The organism is Paenactinomyces guangxiensis, assembly GCF_016055185.1.
Classification (GTDB): Bacteria; Bacillota; Bacilli; order Thermoactinomycetales; family Thermoactinomycetaceae; genus Paenactinomyces; species Paenactinomyces guangxiensis.
Map to the genome: position 1 here is coordinate 32,807 of NZ_JAECVR010000013.1, position 22,760 is coordinate 55,566.

A 22,760-nucleotide genomic window follows, 5' to 3' on the forward strand; every position below is an offset into this window, starting at 1 on the left:
TTTGGAACGTTATCCCTACTTCCTTGCAGGGCGCTGATCGGGAGCGAGACAGAATTTTGCCTTCCCCCTTAGACACATACTTTCACAGAAAGAAAATGATTGGAGGAGATGAAAGGATGAGAGCATTAGATCAAAAAGCAGCTCTGATCACTGGTGCGGCAGGAGGGATCGGTCTGGGGATTGCGCAAGCATTTGCCAGTGAAGGGGCGAAAGTGGTTATAGCTGACCTGAACGAAGAAGCCGCTCAATCTGCCGCCAAACAGTTGCAAAGCGAAGGGGCAGAAGCGGTGGGAATCAAGTGCGATGTGACAAAAGAAGAGGAGTTTCGCCAGACCATCCACACATCGGTACAAATATATGGAAGGCTGGATATTTTAGTAAACAATGCCGGTTTGCAATATGTGTCTTCAATTGAGGATTTTCCTACTGCAAAGTTTGAACAGCTGGTTAAAGTGATGCTAACTGCACCATTTATCGGGATCAAGTATGTGTTTCCCATCATGAAAAAGCAAGGATCCGGCAGGGTGATCAATATCGCTTCCATCAACGGACTGATTGGATTTGCCGGAAAAGCTGCCTATAACAGTGCCAAACATGGTGTGATCGGACTGACAAAAGTTGCCGCATTGGAAGGTGCCTCCCACGGCATTACTGTCAATGCTCTCTGCCCCGGATATGTGGACACTCCGCTGGTTCGCAACCAGCTGCAAGATTTGGCGAAAACGAGAAATGTTCCCCTGGAAAGAGTCTTGGAGGAAGTCATTTATCCGCTCGTTCCGCAAAAACGACTGTTGTCTGTCGAGGAAATCGCCGATTATGCAGTGTTTTTGGCAAGTGAGAAAGGAAGAGGAATCACAGGGGGGCCTGTTGTGATTGACGGTGGATATACGGCTCAATAAGAAATAGGGACAGGCGATACTCTGTGTACATGAAAGAACTGTTTTTTCACTTATTTGATAATCGCAATAAAAAAATAATTAAGAAAAACATGAAGGATTTTACTTTGTTAAAGAAGAAAAATATCCAATACCGTTTAGTTATATCCAGGTAACAGCATGAAGGGATCGGCTTTGTGAGTAACTGAAGACAGTTGTACGCAAGATCATCGGCCCAAAAACAGATTTCCCTCTATTTTGTTGAAAACTGATATTTCCGGCGGCGGCCTTTTGAGGAGGGGTTTTATGCAATCATTTGCAGAATTTCGCATTCCGTCCGTAATTCTTTACGGATGTGATTCGTTTGCGAAAATAGGTGAACAGGTTTCGCTTCTGGGTAAAAAGGCTCTTTTGATCAGTGACGGGATAATGGAAAAGATCGGAAATACCAGCCGGTGTCAAAAGTTTTTGGAGCAGGCAGGCTTGACTCATGTGTCCTACCTGGGAGTTCATTCAGAGCCGACCGACCTCTATGTAGAGGAGGCTCTTGAGATTTTCATTCAGGAAAAATGTGATGTGATTGTGGGACTTGGCGGCGGAAGTTGCCTTGATGCAGCGAAGGCAGTAGCTGTGCTGGCTGCCAATGAAGGGTATATTGGTGACTACACGGGAGGAAGAAAGCCGATAAAAAGAAAGCCTGTCCCACTCATTGCAGTTCCGACAACGGCGGGAACGGGCTCCGAAGTAACCAGTGTCACCGTGATCACCAATACCAAAGAAGACGTTAAAATGATGATCAAAGATCCGGCGTTTATTCCAACAGTTGCGATTGTAGATCCGGTGCTTACTCTTACCTCTCCTCCCCAGGTAACAGCGGCAACCGGGCTGGATGCCCTTTGCCATGCAGTGGAGGCCTATATTTCGCGCCGTGCCCAGCCAATGACTGACATGTTGGCCCTGTCGGCAATTGAATTGATCAGCCAACACCTTCACAGAGCGTATAAAAACGGACAGGACATGGAAGCCAGGGAATCGATGGCTTTAGCGGCGATGAAAGCAGGAATGGCCTTTACCAATGCTTCTGTTTGCCTGGTTCACGGGATGTCACGCCCGATTGGAGCCGTCTTTCATGTTCCGCATGGTATATCAAATGCCATGTTGCTTCCCGCTGTATTGGAATTTAGCAAAAATTCCTGTATGGAGCGGTTGGCGGTCATCGGGCGAATTTTTAACGACGATCTGGAAGCGGTTTCAGACGAGAAGGCGGCGACAGAGGCGATTGTAGAGATCAAAAAGCTTTGTTTGCATCTGAACATTCCAAATATAAAAAAATGGGGGATTGACCCCGGTATATTTGCCCGCGCAGTGGAAAAGATGGCGGCGGATGCCATTGACAGCGGCAGTCCCGCCAATAACCCCAGGGTTCCTGCTCAAGAAGAAATTGCAGCTCTTTATGATATTTGCTATGACTACGATTTTTCCAATTTGAACGTGCAGTAAATGGATAATATGCACACATGGGGAGGGAATCGTTGAATGCTGAGTATGATTGGCCTGTTTGCCGGTTTGATATTACTAATATACATGACGATGCGCGGGATCAATATTATTATTGCCGCTCTTGCCAGTGCTGTGGTTGTTGCCGCAGCCGGGGGACTGAATCTGGAAGAAGCCCTGACCAAACACTATATGACCGGATTTACCGGATATTTTGCCTCCTGGTTTTTAATTTTCCTGTTTGGCGCCATTTTTGGAAAAGTAATGGAGGATACCGGGGCAGCCGATGCCATTGCCGACTGGGTAAAACGGAGACTCGGGGCTTCAAGGGCTGTTCTCGCCGTAGTGGCGGCATGTGCCATTATGACATACGGGGGAGTCAGCCTGTTTGTCGTCGGATTTTCGGTTTATCCGATTGCAGTGGCCTTATTCCGCGATGCCAACCTTCCGCACCGGTTTATTCCTGCGGCCATGGTTTTTGGCTCCGTTTCCTTTACCATGACTTCGCCCGGTTCCCCCGAGATTCAGAATCTGATTCCGACAAAATTTTTCGGCACCGATCCGACTGCCGGAGGGTTCATCGGAATCATGATCGGGATTTTGATTATGGTTTCCGGCGGTTTCTATCTAAAACGGGCGGTACAAAAAGCGGTCGCTAACGGAGAAACCTTCTCTCTTCCCAATCAACAGACATCTGCTCCCCAAAATACTCACGGCAAGTCCGCGGAGGAATCGGCTTCGGCCCTTGAGAGCGGGGAGAAATCAGGGAAAACGATCAGAAATCTTCCCCATATTGTATTTGCACTACTGCCGTTGGTTTCAGTTATCGCAATTCTGAATATACTGGCAAAATTTATGTCATCGACCGGGGCAGCGCTAATCTCTCTTGTCACAGGTATTGGCCTGGGCTGGATTCTGATGTGGAAACATGTCCAAAAGTTCTGGGGTTCGCTGGCAACAGGATCTCAGGACGCACTGATTGCCGCCGCCAACACATGTGCTGTAGTGGGATTTGGCAGTGTAGCGGCCAAAGTGCCCGCTTTTAACTCTGTCGTCGACTCTCTGGTCAACATCCCGGGTTCAGAATTGCTCGGCCTCGGAATTGCGGTCACATTAATTTGCGGAATGACCGGATCAGCTTCCGGCGGATTGGGGATTGCCCTTCCGATTCTGGCACCGATTTATATGGCAAAAGGGATTGATCCGAACGCGATGCACCGGGTTGCTACCCTGGCATCAGGGGGATTGGACTCTCTTCCGCACAACGGATATATCGTCACCACCATTCGCGCGATTTGTAATGAATCCCATAAACGGGCCTATGGGCCAATCTTTATTCTCAGCGTTGTCATTCCGCTGACTGCGATGTTCCTGGCCATTATTTTGTTTTCCATCTGAATCAAGCCCAAAAATTCCCCGCCAATGAGAGACGGGGAGTTTTTGGGCCTTGCTTTTAAAAAAGAGTGAGAAACCCTCTAGTTTTTTGGATGGTTCTGAAAGAAATTCCACATCATCTTGCTGGCCTCAGGACCTGTTGGATCTGTATAGGTGCCCGTGTAAGTGCCACCGGACCAGGCATGCCCCATCCCGTTTACTATAATCTTTTCCATCACAATGTTGCCAGCCTGGTCTTTGTAAACAGACCGCGTGTAAGACCTTCCGCCTGTCACTTGCCCGTTTTCAACCTGGTCTGCGTGATCATCAATATTGTTGTTGTCACTCCCGTCAGAAACACGGTCATTGGTCTGTGCCCACTGGGAAATGACCTGGTGTCCATTGACCGGATAAACGGTATAGTCACTGGTGCCGTGGAAGGCGATGACTGGAACCACACGTGCGTAGCTTCCCATGGCTTGATAGGCACGATTCCCCTGCTGGACCGGATCGGGACCTCCATTCATCATCACTGTCCAGGCAGTCAGAGAGCTGGTTGCCGCTTTATATTCGAGTCCTGAACTCACTCCGACGGCGGCAAACATGTCCGGATAAGCAGCCCCCATGATGACGCTCATGGCTCCGCCGGCTGATAATCCTCCCACATAGACACGGTCGCTGTCGACAGAATAGCTTTCTTTAATATGATTGACAACCCGGGCAATAGAGGCAGGTTCCCCGCTCCCGCGTGACTGGTGCAGCGGGTCAAACCAGTTCCAGCACTTACTCAGGTTGGCTGAATAAGGCTGGTCGGGATAAGCCACCAGGAAGTGATACTGCTCAGCATATTGGTTCATTTCGGTGCCGGCCGCAAAATTGTCGGGATTCTGTGCACATCCGTGCAGCATCACCACGAGTGGCAAAGGAGTCTCTGGAGTGTACCCACTTGGAATATATAATTTATAGGTGCGTCCGTCGGTTGAGGTTTTAGTGAGAAAGCTGGAAGCATGTGCTTGATGAAAGGTGGGTATGACGCTGAGAACCAAACTCAAGGAGATGACGATGGAAGAAAATGTAATCCAACGAGCCATTTTCACAACTCTCCACCTCTTCTGGTATTGTTTGAATCATTTCAATGATAACAGGGATTGGAAACAAAACAGTTACAGACAAGTTGCAGCCAATCGGGGATTGTAACCTGTTTGCAACCTCTTCCTTTTATGTTGAATGAAAAAGACGAAGATCTTTACTGGGAGAGATGAAAGATGAGTTGGGTGGTAGATTGGTTGGAGAGCAGAGCCCGTTTAACGCCGGATCGTATCGCCATCGTTGATGCCCAGACGGGGAAGCGATGGAGCTATGGCCAGTTAAACCACCGGGCGATTCGGTTGGCTTCTGCTTTGGATGCACAAGGGGTTCGATTTGGAGATCGTGTTGCGATTCTTTCTCCCAACCATGTTGCTTACTTTGATCTGTTGTTTGCCTGTGCCAAGACCGGGGCTATTTTTGTTCCGCTCAACTGGCGCCTTTCCTTACCGGAACTGAAGGAGATTGTGCTGGATTGTACACCGAAGTCGATCCTCTACCATTCTCAATTTAAAAAAGAGGTGAAATGTCTCCCCATTTCTTTTCGAAGCAGTCTGGATGAACTGGAACTGGAATATACACAAACACAACCAAAAACCGTTCAAATACCGGTAAAACAAAAGATGACAGATCCGTGGATGATCCTCTATACCGGGGGAACGACAGGCAAACCCAAAGGGGTTGTGATCACTCATAAGGCGGCTTTCTGGAATGCGATGAATACGCAACTCAGCTGGGGCCTCACAGCCGAAGATACGACTCCGGTTTATCTGCCTATGTTCCATTCCGGCGGATTAAATGCGCTTTCGCTCCCGCTTTTATACATTGGAGGAACGATAGTGATTGGCGGAAAGTTTGAGGTTGAAAAGGCAATCGACGTGATCGAGAAGGAGCGGTGTACGATTGCTTTAATGGTGCCGACCATGTATCATCTTATGGTTCAATCCTCGCATTTTACTGCCTCCCGCTTTCCGGCGATGCGGGTCTTTCTCTCCGGGGGAGCTCCGTGTCCGCTTTCTGTTTATCAAGCGTTTGCGCAAAAAGGGATTCCTTTTAAGGAAGGGTATGGCCTGACCGAAGCAGGCCCCAATAATTTTCAGATTGACCCTGAAACCGCCGCAACCAAGAGGGGTTCGGTGGGGGTACCGATGTTTTTTAACCAGATTCAGCTGGTCTCGGAAGGCCAAATCGTCAATCAAACCGGAGAGGTGGGGGAAATCTGGATTCGGGGCGGTCATTTGTTTGCATATTACTGGAATAACCCGGAGGCGACCGGGGATGCCTGGGTGGATGGCTGGTTCCGCACCGGAGACTTGGGCAAACGGGATCTTGACGGTTATTATTATATTGTAGGGAGAAAAAAAGATATGATCGTCACTGGCGGAGAAAATGTATATCCTCTGGAAGTAGAGCAAGTGTTGGGAGACCATCCCGATGTGAGTGAAGTTAGTGTAGTAGGGTTGCCGGATGACCATTGGGGAGAAGTGGTCGCCGCCGTTGTGGTGGCCTGTGCCGGGAAAACGCTGACACCGGCACAATTACAGGCATACTGTGCCACCCGCCTGGGACGATATAAAGTCCCCAAGAAAATCTATCTGGCGGATGAACTGCCGAAGACGCCGGTAGGCAAAATTGATAAGAAAGGAATCGTGCAAAAGTATGGTTAAGAGTGCGGGAGTTATCTTTACCAAAATCGTTTGCCCTGTCATCAATTCCCGCGTTCTGCGGCGTGCCTCGCTGGTGAAAAATCTGAAGAGCGGGATCAGTCATCCTGTACTCCTGGTTCATGCACCCACCGGTTATGGGAAGACGACGGCTGTCGCTTCTTTTTTGCAGGATGAACAGATAGAAGCATGCTGGTATCGCCTGACAGAGGAAGATGTGGAATGGACCCGCTTTTGCCGTTATCTTGTCTGTTCATTGCGCAGACGTTTTCCTTCGTTTGGTGACGAGTTATTGCAATACCTGGAATGCTGTGCTCCCGATGATCAAACGCAACTGGAACTCTTTTATGAGATGTGGGTGAATCATCTTGCTGATCTGCACCAAGAGGTGTTATTAATCCTTGACGATTATCACCTCGCCCCGCATTCCTCGCTCATTCAAAGCTGGATGGAGCGTTTCTTGCAGACCATGCCCTCGGGATTTCATCTGGTAATCATCACCCGGGATATTCCCGGATGGGATGAACTCGTAACAATGAAAGTAAAAGGAAGACTGGTTGAGATCACACAAAGAGATCTTTCCTGGTCAGAAGAAGAGATTCATGTTTATTTCACAGACTATTGTCAAACCGAACCTTCGCAACACGATCTGCAAACGATTTGCCGTGCCACGCTCGGCTGGCCCGTCGCCGTTCGCCTGATGGCTGAGGCAGTTTCACAACAAAGGGGGCTTAACCCCCTTTTGGACAGCCATTCTCCCTTCATTCAGGATTTGTTTGCTTATCTGAGGGTGGAAGTATGGAACAAGCTACCTTTGCGAGTTCAGCGGTTGCTGGAAGAAATATGTATGCTGGGGACTTTTTCAAAACAGCTATACAGAGAGGTTTTTGGAGCAGATCCTGAACCGGGGTGGTGGCTCGAGATCGAGCGGAGAAACCTTTTTCTGCTTCGGAAACAGGGGGAGAAAGAGGAGTTTCATCCTTTGTTCCGGCAGTTTGTAAAAGGCCAATTAAGACAGAGAGCCGAGGAGTTCATCCGCATGCAACGGTTGCTGGTTAAGCATGATTGCCGCACCGGAGCTTATGAGCAGGCAATTCAACGATTGCAAGAAGACGGGGATAATGAAATGCTGGCAGAGGCTCTTGTTGGGGGAGGGCGCCAATGGCTGGAACAAGGGCAGCTGGAAAAGTTGGAAAAAGAACTGAAGCGATTGCCGGATGAATGGAAAGACCGCTATTACAAACTATGGATTTATGAGGGAGAAATGAATCGTTACCGCTGTCACTATGACAGGGCGATCGTCTGTTACCGGAGGGCCGAACGACTTGCCCGGCAAAAGGATGACCCGCTTGGCCAAAGTTTGGGATTAGAAGGACAGGCACGAATATACCTGGATACCATCCAACCGGGTAAAGCGGAATATTTTCTGCAGTGTGCCATCCAATTGTTGGATGGTTTGGAGCCCTATGAAGAAGATAAGGAACGTTTGCAAAGTTTAATTGCGGAAAATTTTGTTAACATTGGCCGGGTCGAGGATGCGGACCGCTGGCTGGAGCAAAGACGGGAAATCAATTCCAAATATATTGAAAAGGAACTGGAGGTGCGCCTTCTGTTGCGGACCGGCCGGTTACAGCGGGCCAAACAGATTCTGGAGAAAAAGAAACGCGAAGAATATTCGGAAAGATCCCAATTGTTGCCCCGCTCGCATCGTGAAACCAATTTGTTGTTGTCTTTGGTCGACTGCTTGATGGGGGAACCTGATCAGGCGAAAAAATTGGCGGAAGCCGGGATTATGCAGGGAGTCGGATGCCAGGTTCCCTTTGTGGAGGCGTGTGGATGGATGCGCATGGGGCATGCGGTGCAACTGATCTCCAACTATGAGCGCAGACTGGCCGCGGAATGTTACCAGACGGCGCTGGAATTGATGGAAGATTTGCGGTTGGGGCGGGGAAAGGCTGAACCATTGATGGGGTTGTCGCTTTTGTACGGACGTGAAGGTGCTGTTGATCTGGCTGCTTTTTATGGACAGCAGGCGCTGACGGAAACAGAAAGTGTCAAAGACCGGTGGTTGTCAACGATGATTCGGCTCGGACTGGGGATTGCGGCTTATTATGGTGAACAATGGCGGGAAGCAGCACGTTTCTTTTCCGAATGCCACGAGGGTTTTGTCCGCTGTGGGGACCGTTATTTTATGACAGTCACTCTGTTATGGCAAGCTTTAACGGCATTTGAGACGGAGGATGAATCCACTTTTTTGAAGAGTATGGAACAACTGATCAAGATGATGCAAACAGGGGGGTATGAATACCTCGTACAAAAGCGCACCCTGTTTGGTCCCCGGGATATCCAGAAGTGGGCTCAGCTTCTTCTGTTTGCCCAAACGAAGGGAATCGAAGATCATTATGTTTCTTTCTTATTGTCGGAGATGGGATTTCACAACGTTTCGTCCCATCCTGGCTATACGTTGCGAATTCAGACACTGGGAGATTTTCGCGTCTGGTTGGGCGACGATGAAGTAGGAATGAAAGACTGGCAAAGGGGAAAGGCGAAAGAACTGTTTCAATTGCTTTTAACAAGAAGGCAATCGATGCTGACCAAAGAAGAGATCTGTACTCTGTTATGGTCGGACGCGGATCCTAAATCCGCTGCGCGCGATTTCAAAGTAGCCCTCAATGCGTTGAACAATGCTTTAGAACCGAAGCGTTCGGCCCGATCTGCCTCTTTTTTCATACAGCGGCAAGGCTCCCTGTATGGATTTAATCTGACATCAGGATTTGAGATGGATGCGGTGGAGTTTGAACGCCTCATCCAGGATGGGCTCAAAGAGAAGGATATCACCAAACTGCAGAGCGGGTTAGAGTTATACCGGGGAAGTTATCTGCCCGAGCGAAGATATGAAGATTGGTGTTTTGAGGAAAGAGAACGGCTGCAATCTCTATTTATCCGGGGAGCGGAGCAGCTGGCACAAATTCAGGTAGAGCAAAAAGAGATTGATTCCGCGATTCACTGGTGTGAGCGAATTTTACAGGAGGATGCTTGCTGGGAAGAGGCATACCGGTTGCTGATGTACTGTTTTTATCAGAAAAACAACCGGCCCCAGGCAATCAAGCAGTATCAGAAGTGCCGCGATATGCTGCAGAAAGAGCTCGGGGTTGCGCCCATGCCAAAAACAGAAGAACTTTTTCTGCAAATGATGCAAGGAAACATGATTGTGTAACTATTCTGTAACCCTTTCAGATTAAAATAGGCTGAACATGAGGGAAGGGGGATTTCAAACGTGAAGCAAGGGTGGATGCGAACTTTTCTTCTGATTCTTTCAGCTTTTGCCGTCATCCTCGTGCCTGCCTGTTCGGGCGATAAAGGAAATAGTGCCGGAGATCCGATTAAGATCGGGGTATTAGCCTCTATGACGGGGTCCCTGGAATCGTATGGAAAACAGACGGTGAATGGATTTCAATTAGGTCTGGATTACGCCACTCAAGGGACAAGAGAGGTACATGGCCGCAAAGTCGAAGTGATTATAGAAGATACGGAGACAAAAGCGGAGGTGGCCATTAAAAAGGCGACAAAACTTTTGGAAGAAGATCAAGTAGATATCCTGGTTGGCTCAAGCAGTTCGGCAGATACATTGGCTGTGTTGCCTTTGGCGGAAGAGTACCAAAAAGTAATGATTGTGGAACCGGCAGTGGCGGACAGCATTACCGGAGCTGAATGGAATCGGTATATCTTTCGCACGGCCCGCAACTCTTACCAGGATGCGATTGCCGGAGCGGCGGCTATTGCCAAACCGGGAGTGAAAATTGCAACCCTGGCCCCGGACTATGCGTTTGGGCGGGATGGAGTAAAAGCTTTTAAACAGGCAGCGGAAAAATTGGGGGGCCGGGTGATACACCAGGAATACGCCGATCCCAAGGCAACCGATTTTACCTCGCATTTGCAGAAGATTATCAATGCGAAGCCCGATTATCTGTTTGTCGTCTGGGCAGGGGCAAATACTCCCTGGAATCAGATTGCCGAGATGAAATTACAAGAACGCGGAATTAAAATATCTACGGGTGTCCCTGACCTTCCCGCATTAAAAACGATGGCGGGGCTCGTCGGAATGGAAGGATTTACAGTATATTTCCATACTCTGCCCAAGAACAAAGTAAATGACTGGCTGATCTCTGAACATAAGAAGCGATTTAACGGTCAAGTTCCCGACCTGTTTACTCCCGGTGGCATGTCAGCGGCGATCGCAGCCGTAGAGGCATTGAAAAAAACAGAGGGGGATGCAAGTGCGGATGCGCTTATTCCGGTGATGGAAGGGATGTCCTTTGAAACACCTAAGGGTACGATGATGTTCCGCAAAGAGGATCATCAAGCGTTACAAACTCTCTACGCCATTAAGCTTGAGAAGGGGACAGAATATCCCAATCCTGTCCTGATTCGTGAGCTGACCCCCGAGGAAACCGCACCGCCCGTTCTCAACAAAAAGTGATCGAAAGGATGAGAGTATGGAGCCTATTCTCAGTACCAAAGACTTGTCCATCCAATTTGGCGGTCATCTCGCGGTCAATGGCGTGAATGCAACTTTTCCTGAGAGGCGGTTCACTTCGGTGATCGGACCGAACGGGGCGGGAAAAACCACCTTTTTCAACCTTCTCAGCGGGCAAATCAAACCAACCCGGGGGAAGATTTTCTTTAAGGGAATGGATGTAACCGGTCTGTCCTCTTATAAGCGTACCCGGATGGGAATTGGACGTTCCTTTCAAATTACCGATGTATTTCCTGAACTAACTGTTTTGGAAAATGTGCGCTTAGCTGTCCAGGCCCGGGAAAAGGTTTACTACCGGATGTTTTTTTATGGGCGGAAGTACAGGCAACTGGAAGAAAAAGCGGTTTACTGGCTGAAAAAAGTGTTTCTCGATCAGAAACAGGATTTTTTAGCCAGGTACTTAACCCATGGCGAGAAGCGGAAACTGGAGATTGCCATGCTACTGGCGTTGGAAACCGATATTCTGCTTCTGGACGAGCCGACTGCGGGGATGTCGATGGAGGAAGTTCCGGTGATTCTCGACTTGATTCGCCGTTTGAAAGAGGAACAGGAAAGAACGATCATTCTGATTGAACACAAGATGGACATGGTTCTCGATTTATCTGACCGAGTGATTGTGTTAATGAACGGAAAGATGCTGGCAGACGGTACCCCCGAAGAGATTTTGCAAAATGAGCTTGTCCAGTCTGCATACCTGGGAGGAAACCGGCATGATTCTCGAATTGGAACAGATTGAAACATTTATCGGCCAGCACCACATCTTGCAGGGGGTTACGCTCGGCGTTCCAGAGGGGGAAATCTCGGTTCTGCTCGGGAGAAACGGGGCTGGCAAGACGACTACCTTACGTTCAATCATGGGGATGACACCACCTGCGAAAGGGCGCGTGATCTATCGCGGAGAAGAAATTCAGACACGGCCTCCCTATCAGATTGCCCGTAAAGGAATTGGCTATGTTCCGGAAGACCAGGGGATTTTTGGCGATCTGACCGTAGCGGAAAACTTTAAGGTGGCGATGAGCAGAAAGGATCAAGGGGCACAGGAACGTTTGGAGTGGATGCTGGAACTCTTTCCCGATCTCAAAATGTTCTGGGACCGAAAAGGAGGGAACCTGAGTGGCGGGCAAAAGCAAATGTTGGCGATAGCCCGTGCTCTGGTTCAGGATCTTTCCCTGCTTTTAATTGATGAACCGAGCAAGGGGCTGTCACCTGTGTTTGTGGATAAAGTAGCCGAATCACTGGAAAAGATTAAACATCGTACCACGATCGTGCTGGTAGAACAAAACTTCCACATGGCCAGTGCGGTAGGGGATCGATTTACGATTCTGGACGATGGACAAAATGTGGCGAGCGGCAGGATGGAAGAGTTGAATAATGACGAGCAACTGAAACGGAAATATTTGGGGATCGCATAGTACAGGCAGAAGGGAGGACGGCGTGTGGAAGTTCTCATCAACTTGACAGTCAACGGGCTGGCGACAGGGATGCTTATTTTTTTGCTTGCGGCTGGCCTGACCCTTATTTTTGGCTTGATGGACGTTCTTAATTTTGCACATGGAGGTTTGTTTGTCTGGGGTGCCTTTACCGGAATCTGGGCCTATGGACAAACAGGCAGTTTTGTGATGGGGATTGTCGCTGCCATCACCATCGGATTGGCTTTGGGCTGGCTGATGGAGCGCTGGATTGTACGGCCGGTATACGGAAACCATATGCAACAAATTTTGATCACCCTCGGGGCGATGCTGGTCCTGAGTGAAATGATCAAAGTGGTATGGGGTCCTAACCAGATCAGCGCAAAAGCCCCCGCATGGCTGGAAGGGAGCTGGAACCTGGACGGCGTGATTCTCATTAAGTACCGTTTATTTATCATTTTAGTGGGATTATTGGTACTCGCCGGATCACAGTTTCTCCTGAAACGGACCAAATGGGGACTGATCGTGCGGGCTGGCGTGGCCAACCCGGAAATGGTTCAGGCTCTTGGGATTCATATTCGCCTTGTGTTTATGTGTGTGTTTATGTTTGGATCGGCTCTGGCAGCACTCGGCGGAGTGTTGATGGGGCCTTACTCAGGTGTGATTTATGCGGAAATGGGGATGGAGTATGCCATTCTGGCATTTATTGTGGTGATCATCGGCGGCATGGGAAGTATCACAGGATCGGCGGTTGCCGCCATCTTCGTCGGACTGGCCAATGGATGGATCAGCTATTATTTTCCTGATTTTGCGCTGGCAGTCAATATGATCTTTATGCTGCTCGTATTATTGTTGAAGCCGGAAGGAATATTTGGAGTGAAAGAGGTGAAGGGATGATCAAGAGCAGACGGGATCAGATCAAGGCTGGTTTACTGTTGATCACAGGGCTTTTTCTTGTCCTCTTTCCCTGGATCAATGATTCCCGCAGTTCCCTGATTTTGATGACGCAAATATTTATATTTGCCGTTTTTGCCATGAGTTACGATCTGCTATTGGGATATACGGGAATCATCTCCTTCGGGCATGCGATGTTCTTTGGGATTGGGGCATACAGCACGGGAATATGGCTTGTTCGAACGGATGCCACCCTGGAGGCGCTTGTCTTCGCAATGTTGACGACCCTTATCCTGTGTATGGTTTTGAGTTATGTGGTCGGCATTTTATCTCTCCGCTTAAAGAGCCACTATTACGCGATGCTCACGCTGGCTTTTGCCGGTTTATTTCAAGTGGGGGCAGAGAAATGGCGCAGTTTGACCAAAGGGAATGACGGTTTTACTTTTCGCATTCCGGAAGAGCTGATGAATCGGGAATCGTTCTATTTGATTTCTCTCCTGTTTATGGTCATTATATTCCTTCTCTTGAGAAGATTTACACAATCGCCGATGGGCAAGGTGTTGCAGTCGATCCGTGAAAATGAGCGGCGAGCGAAGTCGCTGGGTTATCAGGTGATGCACTATAAAGTGGCGGCCAGCATGATTGCCGGAGTAATTGCGGGTCTCAGCGGCATGATGTACGCACTCAGTTTACGTTTTGTCAATACGGCGGTTTTTGCGGTGGATGTAACACTGGATGTTTTGCTCATGACGATTATCGGTGGAGTCGGCACTTTATACGGCGCGGTGATTGGGGCGGGGATCATTGAGCTTGCCCATGATGTTCTGGCTGACCTTGCGGATGTCCACTGGTTGTTTGAACGGTGGATCATTCTGTTCGGATTGATCTATATCCTTGCGGTCATATTTTTTCCCAAGGGAATCGTTGGTTCTGTCAATCGGAGGCTGGGAAATGAAAAGTGGCAAAGAAAAGGCAAACAATCACCTGCCGCTGAGCTGAGGAAATGAGAGGGCGAAAAGCATGAAAAAAGATCAACAGAGCATCGGCCTCATCAGCACCGGTTTATACCTTCCGGAAAAAAGGATGACTGGTCGGGAAATCGCACAGGCTGCCGGATTGCCACTGGACGTAGTCGAGAAAAAAATGGGCATTGTGGAGAAGCCGATCCCCGGGGAAGGAGACCATCCCTGCGAGATGGGAGTGCGAGCGGCAAAACAGGCAATTGAAAGGGCCGGGGTTGATCCGGCAGAGATTGATCTCGTGATCTACATTGGCGAAGAGTATAAAGAATATCCTGTTTGGACGGCGGGAATTAAGCTGCAACAAGGAGTAGGAGCCGTTAATGCCTGGGCATTTGATACAGCACTTCGCTGTGGAACTGCCGTGTTAGGGTTCAAGCTGGCAAAGAGTCTGATGCTGGCGGATCATTCACTTCATACGGTACTTTTAGCCGGGGGATACCGCAATGTGGACCTGGTCAATTATCAAAACCCGCGCACCCGATTTCTCTTTAATCTGTCTGCCGGAGGGGGAGCCGTTCTCTTGCGGAAAGGCTGGAACCGGAACGAAGTGCTTGCTTCCCACATTATTACTGATGGTTCTTTTTCTGAAGATGTGATTGTACCTGCCGGGGGGACCAAACTGCCTGCTTCCGCAGAAACAGTGCGGAAGGGGTTGCATAGCCTGGATGTCTGTGATCCGCAGGGAATGAAAGAGCGATTAGAGAAAAAATCTTTGCACAATTTTTTTCAGGTCATACGCCAATCATTGCAGAAAAGCGGCCTATCCGAAAGGGACATCGATTACCTGGGAATTTTGCATATGAAGCGCTCTGCGCACGATGCCATTTTGCATGAACTGGGGTTATCCAGAGAACAAACCGTGTATCTGGACCATTATGGGCATATGGGCCAAATCGATCAAATTCTGTCCCTGGAACTGGGGTTGCGGAAAGGAAAAATTAAAGCAGGAGACATTGTGGTCCTGGTAAGTGCGGGAATCGGATATGCCTGGGGGGCCACAACGATTCGCTGGGGGTGACAGGGGGATGGAACATAGAATCCATTTAAAAACGGTCGGGCTGGGCAATGGCGAGACACTGGGGTATCGGGAGCGTGAAGGCGGAAATGAGACTTTGTTGCTTATTCACGGGAATATGACCTCATCCAGGCACTGGGATGTCCTGTTGGAACAAATGGATGAGAAGTATCATATTATAGCTGTTGATTTGCGGGGGTTTGGTTTGTCCACTTACCATCGTCCGATTGATTCCATGAAGGACTTTGCCGATGATCTGAAACTGGTTGTCAATGCCCTGGACTTGCCATCCTTTTACCTGATGGGATGGTCGATGGGAGGAGCGGTGGCCATGCAATTTGCCGCAGACCATCCCGGATCTGTCCGGAAATTGATTTTGCTGGCACCGGCTTCAACCAGGGGTTACCCGTTTTATCGTCTGGACGCGCAGGGCAAGCCGGTTGATCGCCTGAAAACAAAGGCAGAAATCGTCAACGATCCGGGCAAAACGATCCCGGTTTTACAGGCTTATGCTGAAAAGAATAAGGATTTTCTGCGGATGATGTGGAATTCATTGATCTATACCCGGCGCCAACCGTCAGACGAACGATATGAAGCATATCTGGAAGATATGTGTACCCAGCGCAATCTGGCAGATGTGTATCATGCGTTAAACACATTTAATATCAGCTCTGAAAATAATGGTTTAGAGCCGGGTTCCGGTGCGGCACGCCGTATTCAAGTGCCGACGCTGGTGTTGTGGGGAGAGAATGACCGGATTGTAACTGAACAGATGGTGCAGGAAATCATTCAGGATATCGGCACTCATGCCCAATTGGTTTATCTGAAAAATTGCGGCCACTCTCCTCTCATTGATGATTGCAGTCAGCTGATTCAACAGGTTACCCGCTTTTTAAACACAGAGTCCGGAGGGAATTCCAACGATGAGATTAGGTAATCGGGTTGCGATCATTACAGGGGGAGCCAATGGAATTGGAAGAGAGACGGCGTTTACATTTGCCAGAGAAGGTGCCCAATTAATGATTGCCGACTATGACACTGCCGCAGGACAAGAAATTTGCGCCCAGTTAAGAGAGAAGGGAGCAGAAGCCGCTTTCCATCAGGTTGATGTATCCAGCCGTGAAAGTGTTCAGAAAATGGTCGAAGCAACTGTGGAACATTTTCAAAAGATCGATATCCTTATCAACAATGCCGGGATTACCCATGACGGCATGCTGGTTACATTGACAGAGGAGCAGTGGCGGAGGGTGATTGAAGTGAATTTGAACGGTGTCTTCTTCTGCACCCAGGCCGTTGTACCTCATATGATCAAACAGGGCCGGGGCAGAATCATCAGTGCTTCTTCGGTATCCGGTGTCTATGGAAATATAGGGCAGACCAACTACGCAGCGACAAAAGCAGGTGTGGTAGGGATGACAAAATCCTGGGCGAAAGAGCTAGCCCGTCACGGGCTCCGGGTAAATGCCATTGCTCCCGGCTTTGTTCAAACAAGAATGGTAGAAACCGTTCCACAAACTGTGCTGGAGCAGGTTCAAAAACAAATCCCCGTCGGACGGTTGGGCAAACCTTCCGATATCGCCCACGCGTATCTATTTCTGGCTTCCGATGAAGCCGATTATATTAATGGAACCGTATTGCATGTGGATGGCGGTATAATTATGTAAAAAGAGAAACCTTGTCAAAAAGAGGTGACTGGAGAACAGTTCCTTTGAGTGAAAAGGTCATCTTCCAATTCGCTGATTCCTTATGGATAGATGAAAATGGTTTTGTTATACTGTTTTCCAAACTCACTTTATGAATTGCGAGCGAGAAGCTCGCCATTTCGATGGCAATGCAGTTCACTCCCGGCTCGTTGGTAGCGGCAAAGACCAACGAGCTTTCTTATTTCCCTCCGGCCAGAGATGATGAGGAGAAGGGGGAGGAAATATGAAAGAGAAAATTCTTCTCGTGGATGATGAAGCGGGCCTTTTAGAAATGATCAAAACATTTCTGATAAGAGAAGGCTATGAACAGATTGAGTGCGCGACTACCGGTGCAGAAGCGATCAGGCTTGTCAAACAGGAGTTGTTTGATTTGATTTTGCTTGATGTTATGTTGCCGGACATGAATGGATTTGATGTTTGCCAGGAGATGCGCAAGTTTACCTGCCGAAGATCTTTTTCGCGGCGCGAGTGGTTGGCTTAAGCAACAAGAGCCCTGGTTTTGGGGCTCTTGTTGTTGGTTTCCAAAGGATATATATTTGAAAAAATTGAGGACCCCGGGCTTTTTAATATTGCCCGGGGAATGACAGATATTTTTGAATTGTGGTTTCCGTGCGGAAGCCTTGACAAGGAACAATTCCACACTTTTATAATGACACATAAGAACGATCATTGGCGAGGAAAAGTGAATGGACAAATATATATCCATCCCGGTCATTCTTATCTTCTTTTTGGTTATTGTGATCGCCAAACTGTTAAAAATAGGGTTTATCCTGTTGATTTGGTTGTTGGCACTCTTATTTGTCTTCTTTATCCGGAGAAGATTAAAGCAGCGCCGCAACCGGAATTGAGGAGACAGTGAAAGGTTATGGCCCTTCAGCGGGCGGGTGCAGGATGTGAGCAGCAAAGTCTTCTGCCATGGGTACTCCTGATCTCCGAATTCGTTCAGCTGCCGCCACACAGTCGTACTCTGTGACACGCAGTTCTATGTCAGGGCCGATCAGAGCCCAGCATGCTCCTTTTGTACCGCTGGGCAATCCGACACTGCCCGGATTTAGGATTCGTTTGCCGGCAACCGTCCGGTCAAACTGAATATGGGTATGCCCACAGACAATCATGTTTGGTGAAACATCCTTTACCATCGGCATAATCTCAACTTCCGGTGTGTCCGCACGAATGGATTCTTCATCACTGCGGGGAGATCCATGAACAAATAATACATTTCCTAATCCGTCCATATTGAGCACTTTTTGTTCCGGCAAGCGGCCCAGAAAATCCATATGGGATGCAGACAGCTGGCCGGCACACCAGAGATTGATATCAGCCACCCAGGGTTCCAGTCCCTGTCCAACTCCGTATCGCCCGGCAACTTCCCGATCGGCGTTCCCCCTGATAAAATGAATCTTACCTGTAAGGCTCATCAGCCGCTCCATCACAGCAACGGGTTCCGGCCCCCATGCCAGATCCCCCCCGATCACAATCTCATCCGGAGCAAATTTTTTCATATCGGCAAGTACCGCTTCCAGTGCAAGAAAATTACCGTGAATATCATATAAAGCAGCGACCCGCTTTGGCATATTTGAATCCCTCCTGGTCGTAAATGGTGGCCGAGGTGATTGGTTTTACGGATATATTTACAGAGAACCCTTAGCGATCCAGATCTCTTTTTCCTTTATGACCGGATTTTCTCTGATCAGCAAACAGTTGAATGATCCAATGGACGGATGGCTTAATCACCTGGCGGATGACCCGTGCAGCGGGAGTTTGAATCAGGTGGACCCAGACCCAATGAGCAGGATGTTTGATCAGATAGAGGCCAGCCCAGCGCACCATCGGGAATATGGCCTCCTTCCAAACCCACATGAACATGTTTATGATAAAAAGAAACACGTTTTTTGCCCATTTTGCCGCAACTAGGAGCACAAGTCGGTATATCCGGACAGAGATCGGAACGATGATATGATTCCATACCCAGACCAGGAGAAGTAGAATCAGATTTTTCCATACCCAGGTACAGAAGTGAGCCACAGGGAGAATGATATATTTCCAGAGCCAGCGAAGCGGAATATAGATGAGATAGAACAAGACAAAACGAATCGGATGATAAATGAGATATTTGCAGATCCATACAGTTACTGGTACAAGAACCCGGTTCCACAGCCAGGAAAAGGGAATATAGATCAAATAGACAAAGATAAAGCGCAGCACCGGCCGTAAAATGGTTTTCCAGATCCACAAAGTAACGGGTACAATCACCCGTTTCCAGAGCCAGCGAAGCGGCAGGTCCAATAAGTAAATGTATATAAAGCGGATGGGTAACGCAATGAGATATTCCCAAATCCGGGAGAGAACAGGAACGATTACTTGTTTCCATAGCCAACTCACAAAATGACTGATTTGTTGAGCGAGCCAGCCAAAGCATTTATAAAGAATATAAAGAGGAAAATAGCAGATAAAAAATGCCACTTTGCCAAGTGACTTTACAAACTCCTCAAAAAACAGAAACAAACTTTTACTCCAATTCCATTGATCCTTACTTTTACGATTCCATTGTATGATGGTCAAAATAAGCACTGCAGCCAGATAGACGATGACCAATAAATAAGTGAGCATAGCTGTACTCCTTTTTCTAATTCAATAAATATTATACATTCTTTTCAACTGTCATCAATCATCGGACCTCGGCTCTTGTTTGCAGGGGTGAGAATCTTTCAGGAAGAGATATTAGGATAAGGAGGGCCAGAGACATGTCCGAAAGGAAGAGTACAAAGAATCTTGCACCGGAGAGTGAGATTTATACTGATTTTCAAAGCCGGATGACGTACGGGGAATATCTGCAACTGGACCGACCAGCTGTTATCCAGCTTGTCTGATCACCATGATGAGATGTTGTTTATCATTATTCATCAAACGAGTGAGTTATGGATGAAGCTGATTTTGCATGAATTGAAGGCTGCTATTGCCAATATTAAAAAAGGTGATCTATCTGGCGCCTTTAAGATGCTGGCCCGTGTTTCCAAAATTCAATCGCAGATCATTTCGGCCTGGGATGTCCTGTCCACGTTGACACCGGCGGAGTATATGCAGTTTCGCGGCAAACTTGGACAGGCGTCCGGATTTCAATCGTATCAATACCGATTGATCGAATTTTATCTGGGAAGCAAGAGTTCTCATATTTTGGAAATTTATAAAAAAGATCAAAAGTTGCATGACCAGCTGAAGCAAGCGCTCAACCAGCCAAGTTTGTATGATGTCTCAATTCAGGCACTGGCTAAGGCAGGTTTTCTGATTCTTCCCGATCTTTTACTGCGTGACTGGAGTCAGGCTTATCAACCTGATCCGTAAGTGGAGGCAGCATGGCTGGCTGTTTACCGGGATGTTGAGACCTACTGGGATCTCTATGAACTGGCAGAAAAACTGGTCGATCTCGAAGACTGGCTGCAACAATGGCGTTTTCGCCACATGAAAACAGTTGAAAGAATTATCGGATACAAACGCGGAACCGGTGGCTCTTCAGGTGTTCCTTATTTAAAAAAAGTACTGGACCATCATTTCTTCCCGGAGCTATGGAGCCTGCGCACAAAATTGTAACGCATTTTCCCCGCAAGGCTGTCATCCGATGGGTGGGCCTGCCGACCTGCCGTGATTGGTGTAAAACACTTTAATGTATCATACGATTATTTTCCGAATCTCAGATCAATCCCTTATTTTCGCTGCTGTTCAAGTCCGCAAAAAAATCCGTCATTCCTGATCACAATCAGGGGGTGACGGATTTTTTCTTTTTCCTTAGTTTTGATTTAACCTTTCTCCGGTTTCTGTTTCAACGATAAATTTCATCTTTTTTGGGTCGATGGCCCCTTTGTCCAGCTCAGCATATCGCCTTGCTGCTTCTCCTTCTGTCGAACTGGAAGTAGTACCTTTGTTCAGCTTCACCACAATCCGGATCACATCAGGCTTGATCACTTGCAGGGCTGTGATTTCCATCTTGTAGCCGTAATATTTCTTTTCCTTAATCTGGACGAGCAGCATATCTTTTTTTTCCCAGTCATGCGATGAGTTATCAAGCGACCCCGGATGCTCTTCTTTTGTATAGATCCATACTCCGCCCTGTGGTTGGCGGTCCGGGGCGCCCATAACCCAATTGATCGGTGTAAAAGGAATTTCCTTATAGGTTTGGTTGGCAGCCTGGGCTCCTTCTACATCGCTGCCCTCATTGGAACTTTTTGCATCTGCTTCATTTTTACCCGCTTCTTTTTGTATTTGATCGAGAAGCTGGTTACAACCGGTCAGGGCAACCAGGGAAAAGATGGATACTACAATAAGCGATTTTTTCCATACTAAGAACTGATACAAGATAATACCCCCAAACATAAAATAAACGTTTTTATCATAATCGTATGATCTAAACAATGTCAAGATTATCTTTTGAATAATGAAGGGAAAGATTCAATCTCTTCCGTTATATAGAAAATTAGGTTATATGGGGATATTTACTTTCAGTTTTGACACGTAAATCTCCCCCCACTTAAGCGTTTGCTGAGAAGTGGGGGGAGCTCCTGGTTAAAAATGCTCATTGATCAATGTCACTTTTCCAATCGCCTGACCAGACTCCAAGCGTTTATGAGCCAGAGCTGCTTCGCAAAAACGGTAAGAGTTTGCGTCCAGGAGGGGGCGCAATTTTCCTTCATCTACCAGTTGCGAGATTTGCCTGAGCACATTTCCGTGATGAGCTAAACCTTCTCCTGTCAGGAGGGGCAAGATCATAAAAACAGCATGCAATGTTAATCCTTTGTTGTGCATGGGGGTTAAATCATTGGTGGACCGGGCGGCGATCGTAACCACTGTCCCTTTTACTTTCACCGCCTCCAACGAGCGGTCAATATTGTCGCCTCCAACGGTGTCAAAAACAATATCAAACCCTTTGCCATCCGTATATTTGTCAACATACTGCTGCACCGAACATTCTTTATAATGAATGCCCACATCTGCTCCAAGCTCCCGGGCAATCTTCAGCTTCTCCTTTGAAGATCCTGTGGTGTAGACTTGTGCACCTTTCTCTTTTGCGATCTGAATAGCGACATGTCCCACACCGCCCGTGGCTCCGTGAATCAACACTTTTTGCCCCGGTAGGATTTGCGCCCGGTCAATCAGGGCTTCCCATGCCGTAATGCAGACAAGAGGAAGCGCTGCTGCTTCCGTAAAGGAAAGAGATTTTGGCTTATGGGCAACCAGTTCGGCATTTGCCAGCATATAGTCAGCCAACGCCCCGCCGTATCCTTTGACACCACCCGCACAGGCATACACTTCATCACCAGACTGAAAAGTAGTAACTCCCTCGCCTACTTCCTCGATCACACCTGCCACATCACCGTGTAATACGGCCGGAAAGGCAGGGGCGAGTGCCGGTACAAATCCGCTGCGAATTTTGTTGTCAATGGGATTGACACTGGTAGCGGCAACGCGGATGAGTACATGCCCCGGTTGAACTTTGGGGCGCTCCATCTCCATTGTTTCAAATACTTCCGGACCGCCAAATTGTTTAATGGCTTGAACGCGCAAACATCTCACTCCATTTCTATGGAAGGGAATAGATAGACTATTTATATAGTTTATCAGTTTTTACACATGCGCTGCCAGACAAGACAGCTTGTATCAACTAAAAAAGAGGAACGGTAACCCGAGTGGAC

General features: G+C 48.1%; 20 protein-coding genes and 1 pseudogene. 16 read left to right on the plus strand and 5 right to left on the minus strand.

The window, feature by feature from the left end; genetic code table 11:
- The first annotated feature begins 116 nt into the window (after nt 1-116).
- From I8U27_RS12750 to I8U27_RS12760, 3 genes are all read left to right on the plus strand, one after another.
- Nucleotides 117-899, plus strand: coding sequence for a 3-hydroxybutyrate dehydrogenase (locus I8U27_RS12750; protein ID WP_181752459.1), 783 nt, complete (start codon nt 117-119; stop codon nt 897-899).
- A 282-nt stretch (nt 900-1,181) separates the two neighbouring features.
- A complete protein-coding gene (locus tag I8U27_RS12755) occupies nt 1,182-2,375 on the plus strand; it encodes an iron-containing alcohol dehydrogenase (protein WP_181752460.1) in 1,194 nt (397 codons plus the stop codon).
- A gap of 36 nt (nt 2,376-2,411) precedes the next feature.
- Nucleotides 2,412-3,770: a GntP family permease gene (locus I8U27_RS12760; protein WP_181752461.1), complete on the plus strand. Its 1,359-nt coding sequence runs from the start codon at nt 2,412-2,414 to the stop codon at nt 3,768-3,770.
- A gap of 77 nt (nt 3,771-3,847) precedes the next feature.
- Here I8U27_RS12760 and I8U27_RS12765 read toward each other — a convergent pair whose 3' ends face one another.
- Nucleotides 3,848-4,837 carry an extracellular catalytic domain type 1 short-chain-length polyhydroxyalkanoate depolymerase gene (locus I8U27_RS12765; protein WP_181752462.1) on the minus strand — a complete coding sequence of 330 codons (990 nt, stop codon included), beginning with the start codon at nt 4,835-4,837 and terminating at the stop codon, nt 3,848-3,850.
- Nucleotides 4,838-5,011: 174 nt separating this feature from the next.
- Here I8U27_RS12765 and I8U27_RS12770 point away from each other — a divergent pair, with 174 nt between their 5' ends.
- The 12 genes from I8U27_RS12770 to I8U27_RS12825 all read left to right on the plus strand — a co-directional run bounded on the left by I8U27_RS12770 (nt 5,012) and on the right by I8U27_RS12825 (nt 17,924).
- On the plus strand, nt 5,012-6,499 hold the full coding sequence (locus tag I8U27_RS12770; RefSeq protein WP_181752463.1) for an acyl-CoA synthetase: 1,488 nt from the start codon (nt 5,012-5,014) through the stop codon (nt 6,497-6,499).
- On the plus strand, nt 6,492-9,713 hold the full coding sequence (locus I8U27_RS12775; RefSeq protein ID WP_181752464.1) for a BTAD domain-containing putative transcriptional regulator: 3,222 nt from the start codon (nt 6,492-6,494) through the stop codon (nt 9,711-9,713). Before I8U27_RS12770 ends, I8U27_RS12775 begins: the two co-directional genes overlap by 8 nt.
- Nucleotides 9,714-9,788: 75 nt before the next feature.
- The gene (locus I8U27_RS12780) at nt 9,789-10,976 is read left to right on the plus strand and encodes a substrate-binding domain-containing protein (RefSeq protein WP_181752582.1); all 1,188 of its coding nucleotides are present in this window, start codon (nt 9,789-9,791) and stop codon (nt 10,974-10,976) included.
- 16 nt (nt 10,977-10,992) lie between these two features.
- The gene (locus I8U27_RS12785; protein ID WP_181752465.1) at nt 10,993-11,769 is read left to right on the plus strand and encodes an ABC transporter ATP-binding protein; all 777 of its coding nucleotides are present in this window, start codon (nt 10,993-10,995) and stop codon (nt 11,767-11,769) included.
- Complete coding sequence (locus tag I8U27_RS12790; RefSeq protein WP_181752466.1) at nt 11,744-12,445, plus strand: ABC transporter ATP-binding protein; 702 nt, start codon at nt 11,744-11,746, stop codon at nt 12,443-12,445. The genes I8U27_RS12785 and I8U27_RS12790 overlap by 26 nt, the downstream gene beginning before the upstream one ends.
- A 24-nt stretch (nt 12,446-12,469) precedes the next feature.
- Entirely contained in the window at nt 12,470-13,339 is an 870-nt protein-coding gene (locus I8U27_RS12795; RefSeq protein ID WP_181752467.1) for a branched-chain amino acid ABC transporter permease, read from the plus strand.
- Nucleotides 13,336-14,343 carry a branched-chain amino acid ABC transporter permease gene (locus tag I8U27_RS12800; RefSeq protein WP_181752468.1) on the plus strand — a complete coding sequence of 336 codons (1,008 nt, stop codon included), beginning with the start codon at nt 13,336-13,338 and terminating at the stop codon, nt 14,341-14,343. The genes I8U27_RS12795 and I8U27_RS12800 overlap by 4 nt, the downstream gene beginning before the upstream one ends.
- A 13-nt stretch (nt 14,344-14,356) precedes the next feature.
- A complete protein-coding gene (locus I8U27_RS12805) occupies nt 14,357-15,376 on the plus strand; it encodes a 3-oxoacyl-ACP synthase (protein ID WP_181752469.1) in 1,020 nt (339 codons plus the stop codon).
- Nucleotides 15,377-15,383: 7 nt separating this feature from the next.
- A complete protein-coding gene (gene phaZ / locus I8U27_RS12810; RefSeq protein WP_181752470.1) occupies nt 15,384-16,310 on the plus strand; it encodes an intracellular short-chain-length polyhydroxyalkanoate depolymerase in 927 nt (308 codons plus the stop codon).
- A complete protein-coding gene (gene fabG, locus I8U27_RS12815; RefSeq protein WP_181752471.1) occupies nt 16,297-17,037 on the plus strand; it encodes a 3-oxoacyl-ACP reductase FabG in 741 nt (246 codons plus the stop codon). The genes phaZ and fabG overlap by 14 nt, the downstream gene beginning before the upstream one ends.
- 262 nt (nt 17,038-17,299) lie before the next feature.
- Nucleotides 17,300-17,557 (plus strand): response regulator, encoded by a 258-nt coding sequence (locus I8U27_RS12820; RefSeq protein ID WP_181752472.1) that lies wholly within the window; start codon nt 17,300-17,302, stop codon nt 17,555-17,557.
- Between the two features lie 205 nt (nt 17,558-17,762).
- Complete coding sequence (locus tag I8U27_RS12825) at nt 17,763-17,924, plus strand: hypothetical protein (RefSeq protein WP_181752473.1); 162 nt, start codon at nt 17,763-17,765, stop codon at nt 17,922-17,924.
- A gap of 15 nt (nt 17,925-17,939) precedes the next feature.
- On the opposite strand, the gene I8U27_RS12830 is transcribed toward I8U27_RS12825, so the two are convergent.
- Nucleotides 17,940-18,650 (minus strand): metallophosphoesterase family protein, encoded by a 711-nt coding sequence (locus I8U27_RS12830; protein ID WP_181752474.1) that lies wholly within the window; start codon nt 18,648-18,650, stop codon nt 17,940-17,942.
- Between the two features lie 70 nt (nt 18,651-18,720).
- Nucleotides 18,721-19,686, minus strand: coding sequence for a transient-receptor-potential channel family protein (locus I8U27_RS12835; RefSeq protein ID WP_181752475.1), 966 nt, complete (start codon nt 19,684-19,686; stop codon nt 18,721-18,723).
- 134 nt (nt 19,687-19,820) lie between these two features.
- Here I8U27_RS12835 and kynA point away from each other — a divergent pair.
- Nucleotides 19,821-20,664, plus strand: a pseudogene (gene kynA, locus I8U27_RS12840) (tryptophan 2,3-dioxygenase).
- Nucleotides 20,665-20,859: 195 nt separating this feature from the next.
- On the opposite strand, the gene I8U27_RS12845 reads toward kynA, so the two are convergent.
- Entirely contained in the window at nt 20,860-21,426 is a 567-nt protein-coding gene (locus tag I8U27_RS12845; protein WP_181752476.1) for a hypothetical protein, read from the minus strand.
- 207 nt (nt 21,427-21,633) lie between these two features.
- Nucleotides 21,634-22,632, minus strand: coding sequence for a zinc-dependent alcohol dehydrogenase family protein (locus I8U27_RS12850; RefSeq protein WP_374057931.1), 999 nt, complete (start codon nt 22,630-22,632; stop codon nt 21,634-21,636).
- Nucleotides 22,633-22,760: the final 128 nt, after the last annotated feature.

What these genes read in the sequence shown, in the direction of transcription:
- I8U27_RS12760 (WP_181752461.1), top strand. Translation starts at nt 2,412, where the DNA reads ATGCTGAGTATGATTGGCCTGTTTGCCGGTTTGATATTACTAATATAC.
- I8U27_RS12800 (WP_181752468.1), top strand. Translation starts at nt 13,336, where the DNA reads ATGATCAAGAGCAGACGGGATCAGATCAAGGCTGGTTTACTGTTGATC.
- I8U27_RS12805 (WP_181752469.1), top strand. Translation starts at nt 14,357, where the DNA reads ATGAAAAAAGATCAACAGAGCATCGGCCTCATCAGCACCGGTTTATAC.
- I8U27_RS12830 (WP_181752474.1), bottom strand. Translation starts at nt 18,650, where the DNA reads ATGCCAAAGCGGGTCGCTGCTTTATATGATATTCACGGTAATTTTCTT.
- I8U27_RS12765 (WP_181752462.1), bottom strand. Translation starts at nt 4,837, where the DNA reads ATGGCTCGTTGGATTACATTTTCTTCCATCGTCATCTCCTTGAGTTTG.
- I8U27_RS12790 (WP_181752466.1), top strand. Translation starts at nt 11,744, where the DNA reads ATGATTCTCGAATTGGAACAGATTGAAACATTTATCGGCCAGCACCAC.
- I8U27_RS12755 (WP_181752460.1), top strand. Translation starts at nt 1,182, where the DNA reads ATGCAATCATTTGCAGAATTTCGCATTCCGTCCGTAATTCTTTACGGA.
- I8U27_RS12775 (WP_181752464.1), top strand. Translation starts at nt 6,492, where the DNA reads ATGGTTAAGAGTGCGGGAGTTATCTTTACCAAAATCGTTTGCCCTGTC.
- fabG (WP_181752471.1), top strand. Translation starts at nt 16,297, where the DNA reads ATGAGATTAGGTAATCGGGTTGCGATCATTACAGGGGGAGCCAATGGA.
- I8U27_RS12750 (WP_181752459.1), top strand. Translation starts at nt 117, where the DNA reads ATGAGAGCATTAGATCAAAAAGCAGCTCTGATCACTGGTGCGGCAGGA.
- I8U27_RS12835 (WP_181752475.1), bottom strand. Translation starts at nt 19,686, where the DNA reads ATGCTCACTTATTTATTGGTCATCGTCTATCTGGCTGCAGTGCTTATT.
- I8U27_RS12820 (WP_181752472.1), top strand. Translation starts at nt 17,300, where the DNA reads ATGAAAGAGAAAATTCTTCTCGTGGATGATGAAGCGGGCCTTTTAGAA.
- I8U27_RS12825 (WP_181752473.1), top strand. Translation starts at nt 17,763, where the DNA reads ATGGACAAATATATATCCATCCCGGTCATTCTTATCTTCTTTTTGGTT.
- I8U27_RS12780 (WP_181752582.1), top strand. Translation starts at nt 9,789, where the DNA reads ATGCGAACTTTTCTTCTGATTCTTTCAGCTTTTGCCGTCATCCTCGTG.
- I8U27_RS12770 (WP_181752463.1), top strand. Translation starts at nt 5,012, where the DNA reads ATGAGTTGGGTGGTAGATTGGTTGGAGAGCAGAGCCCGTTTAACGCCG.
- phaZ (WP_181752470.1), top strand. Translation starts at nt 15,384, where the DNA reads ATGGAACATAGAATCCATTTAAAAACGGTCGGGCTGGGCAATGGCGAG.
- I8U27_RS12785 (WP_181752465.1), top strand. Translation starts at nt 10,993, where the DNA reads ATGGAGCCTATTCTCAGTACCAAAGACTTGTCCATCCAATTTGGCGGT.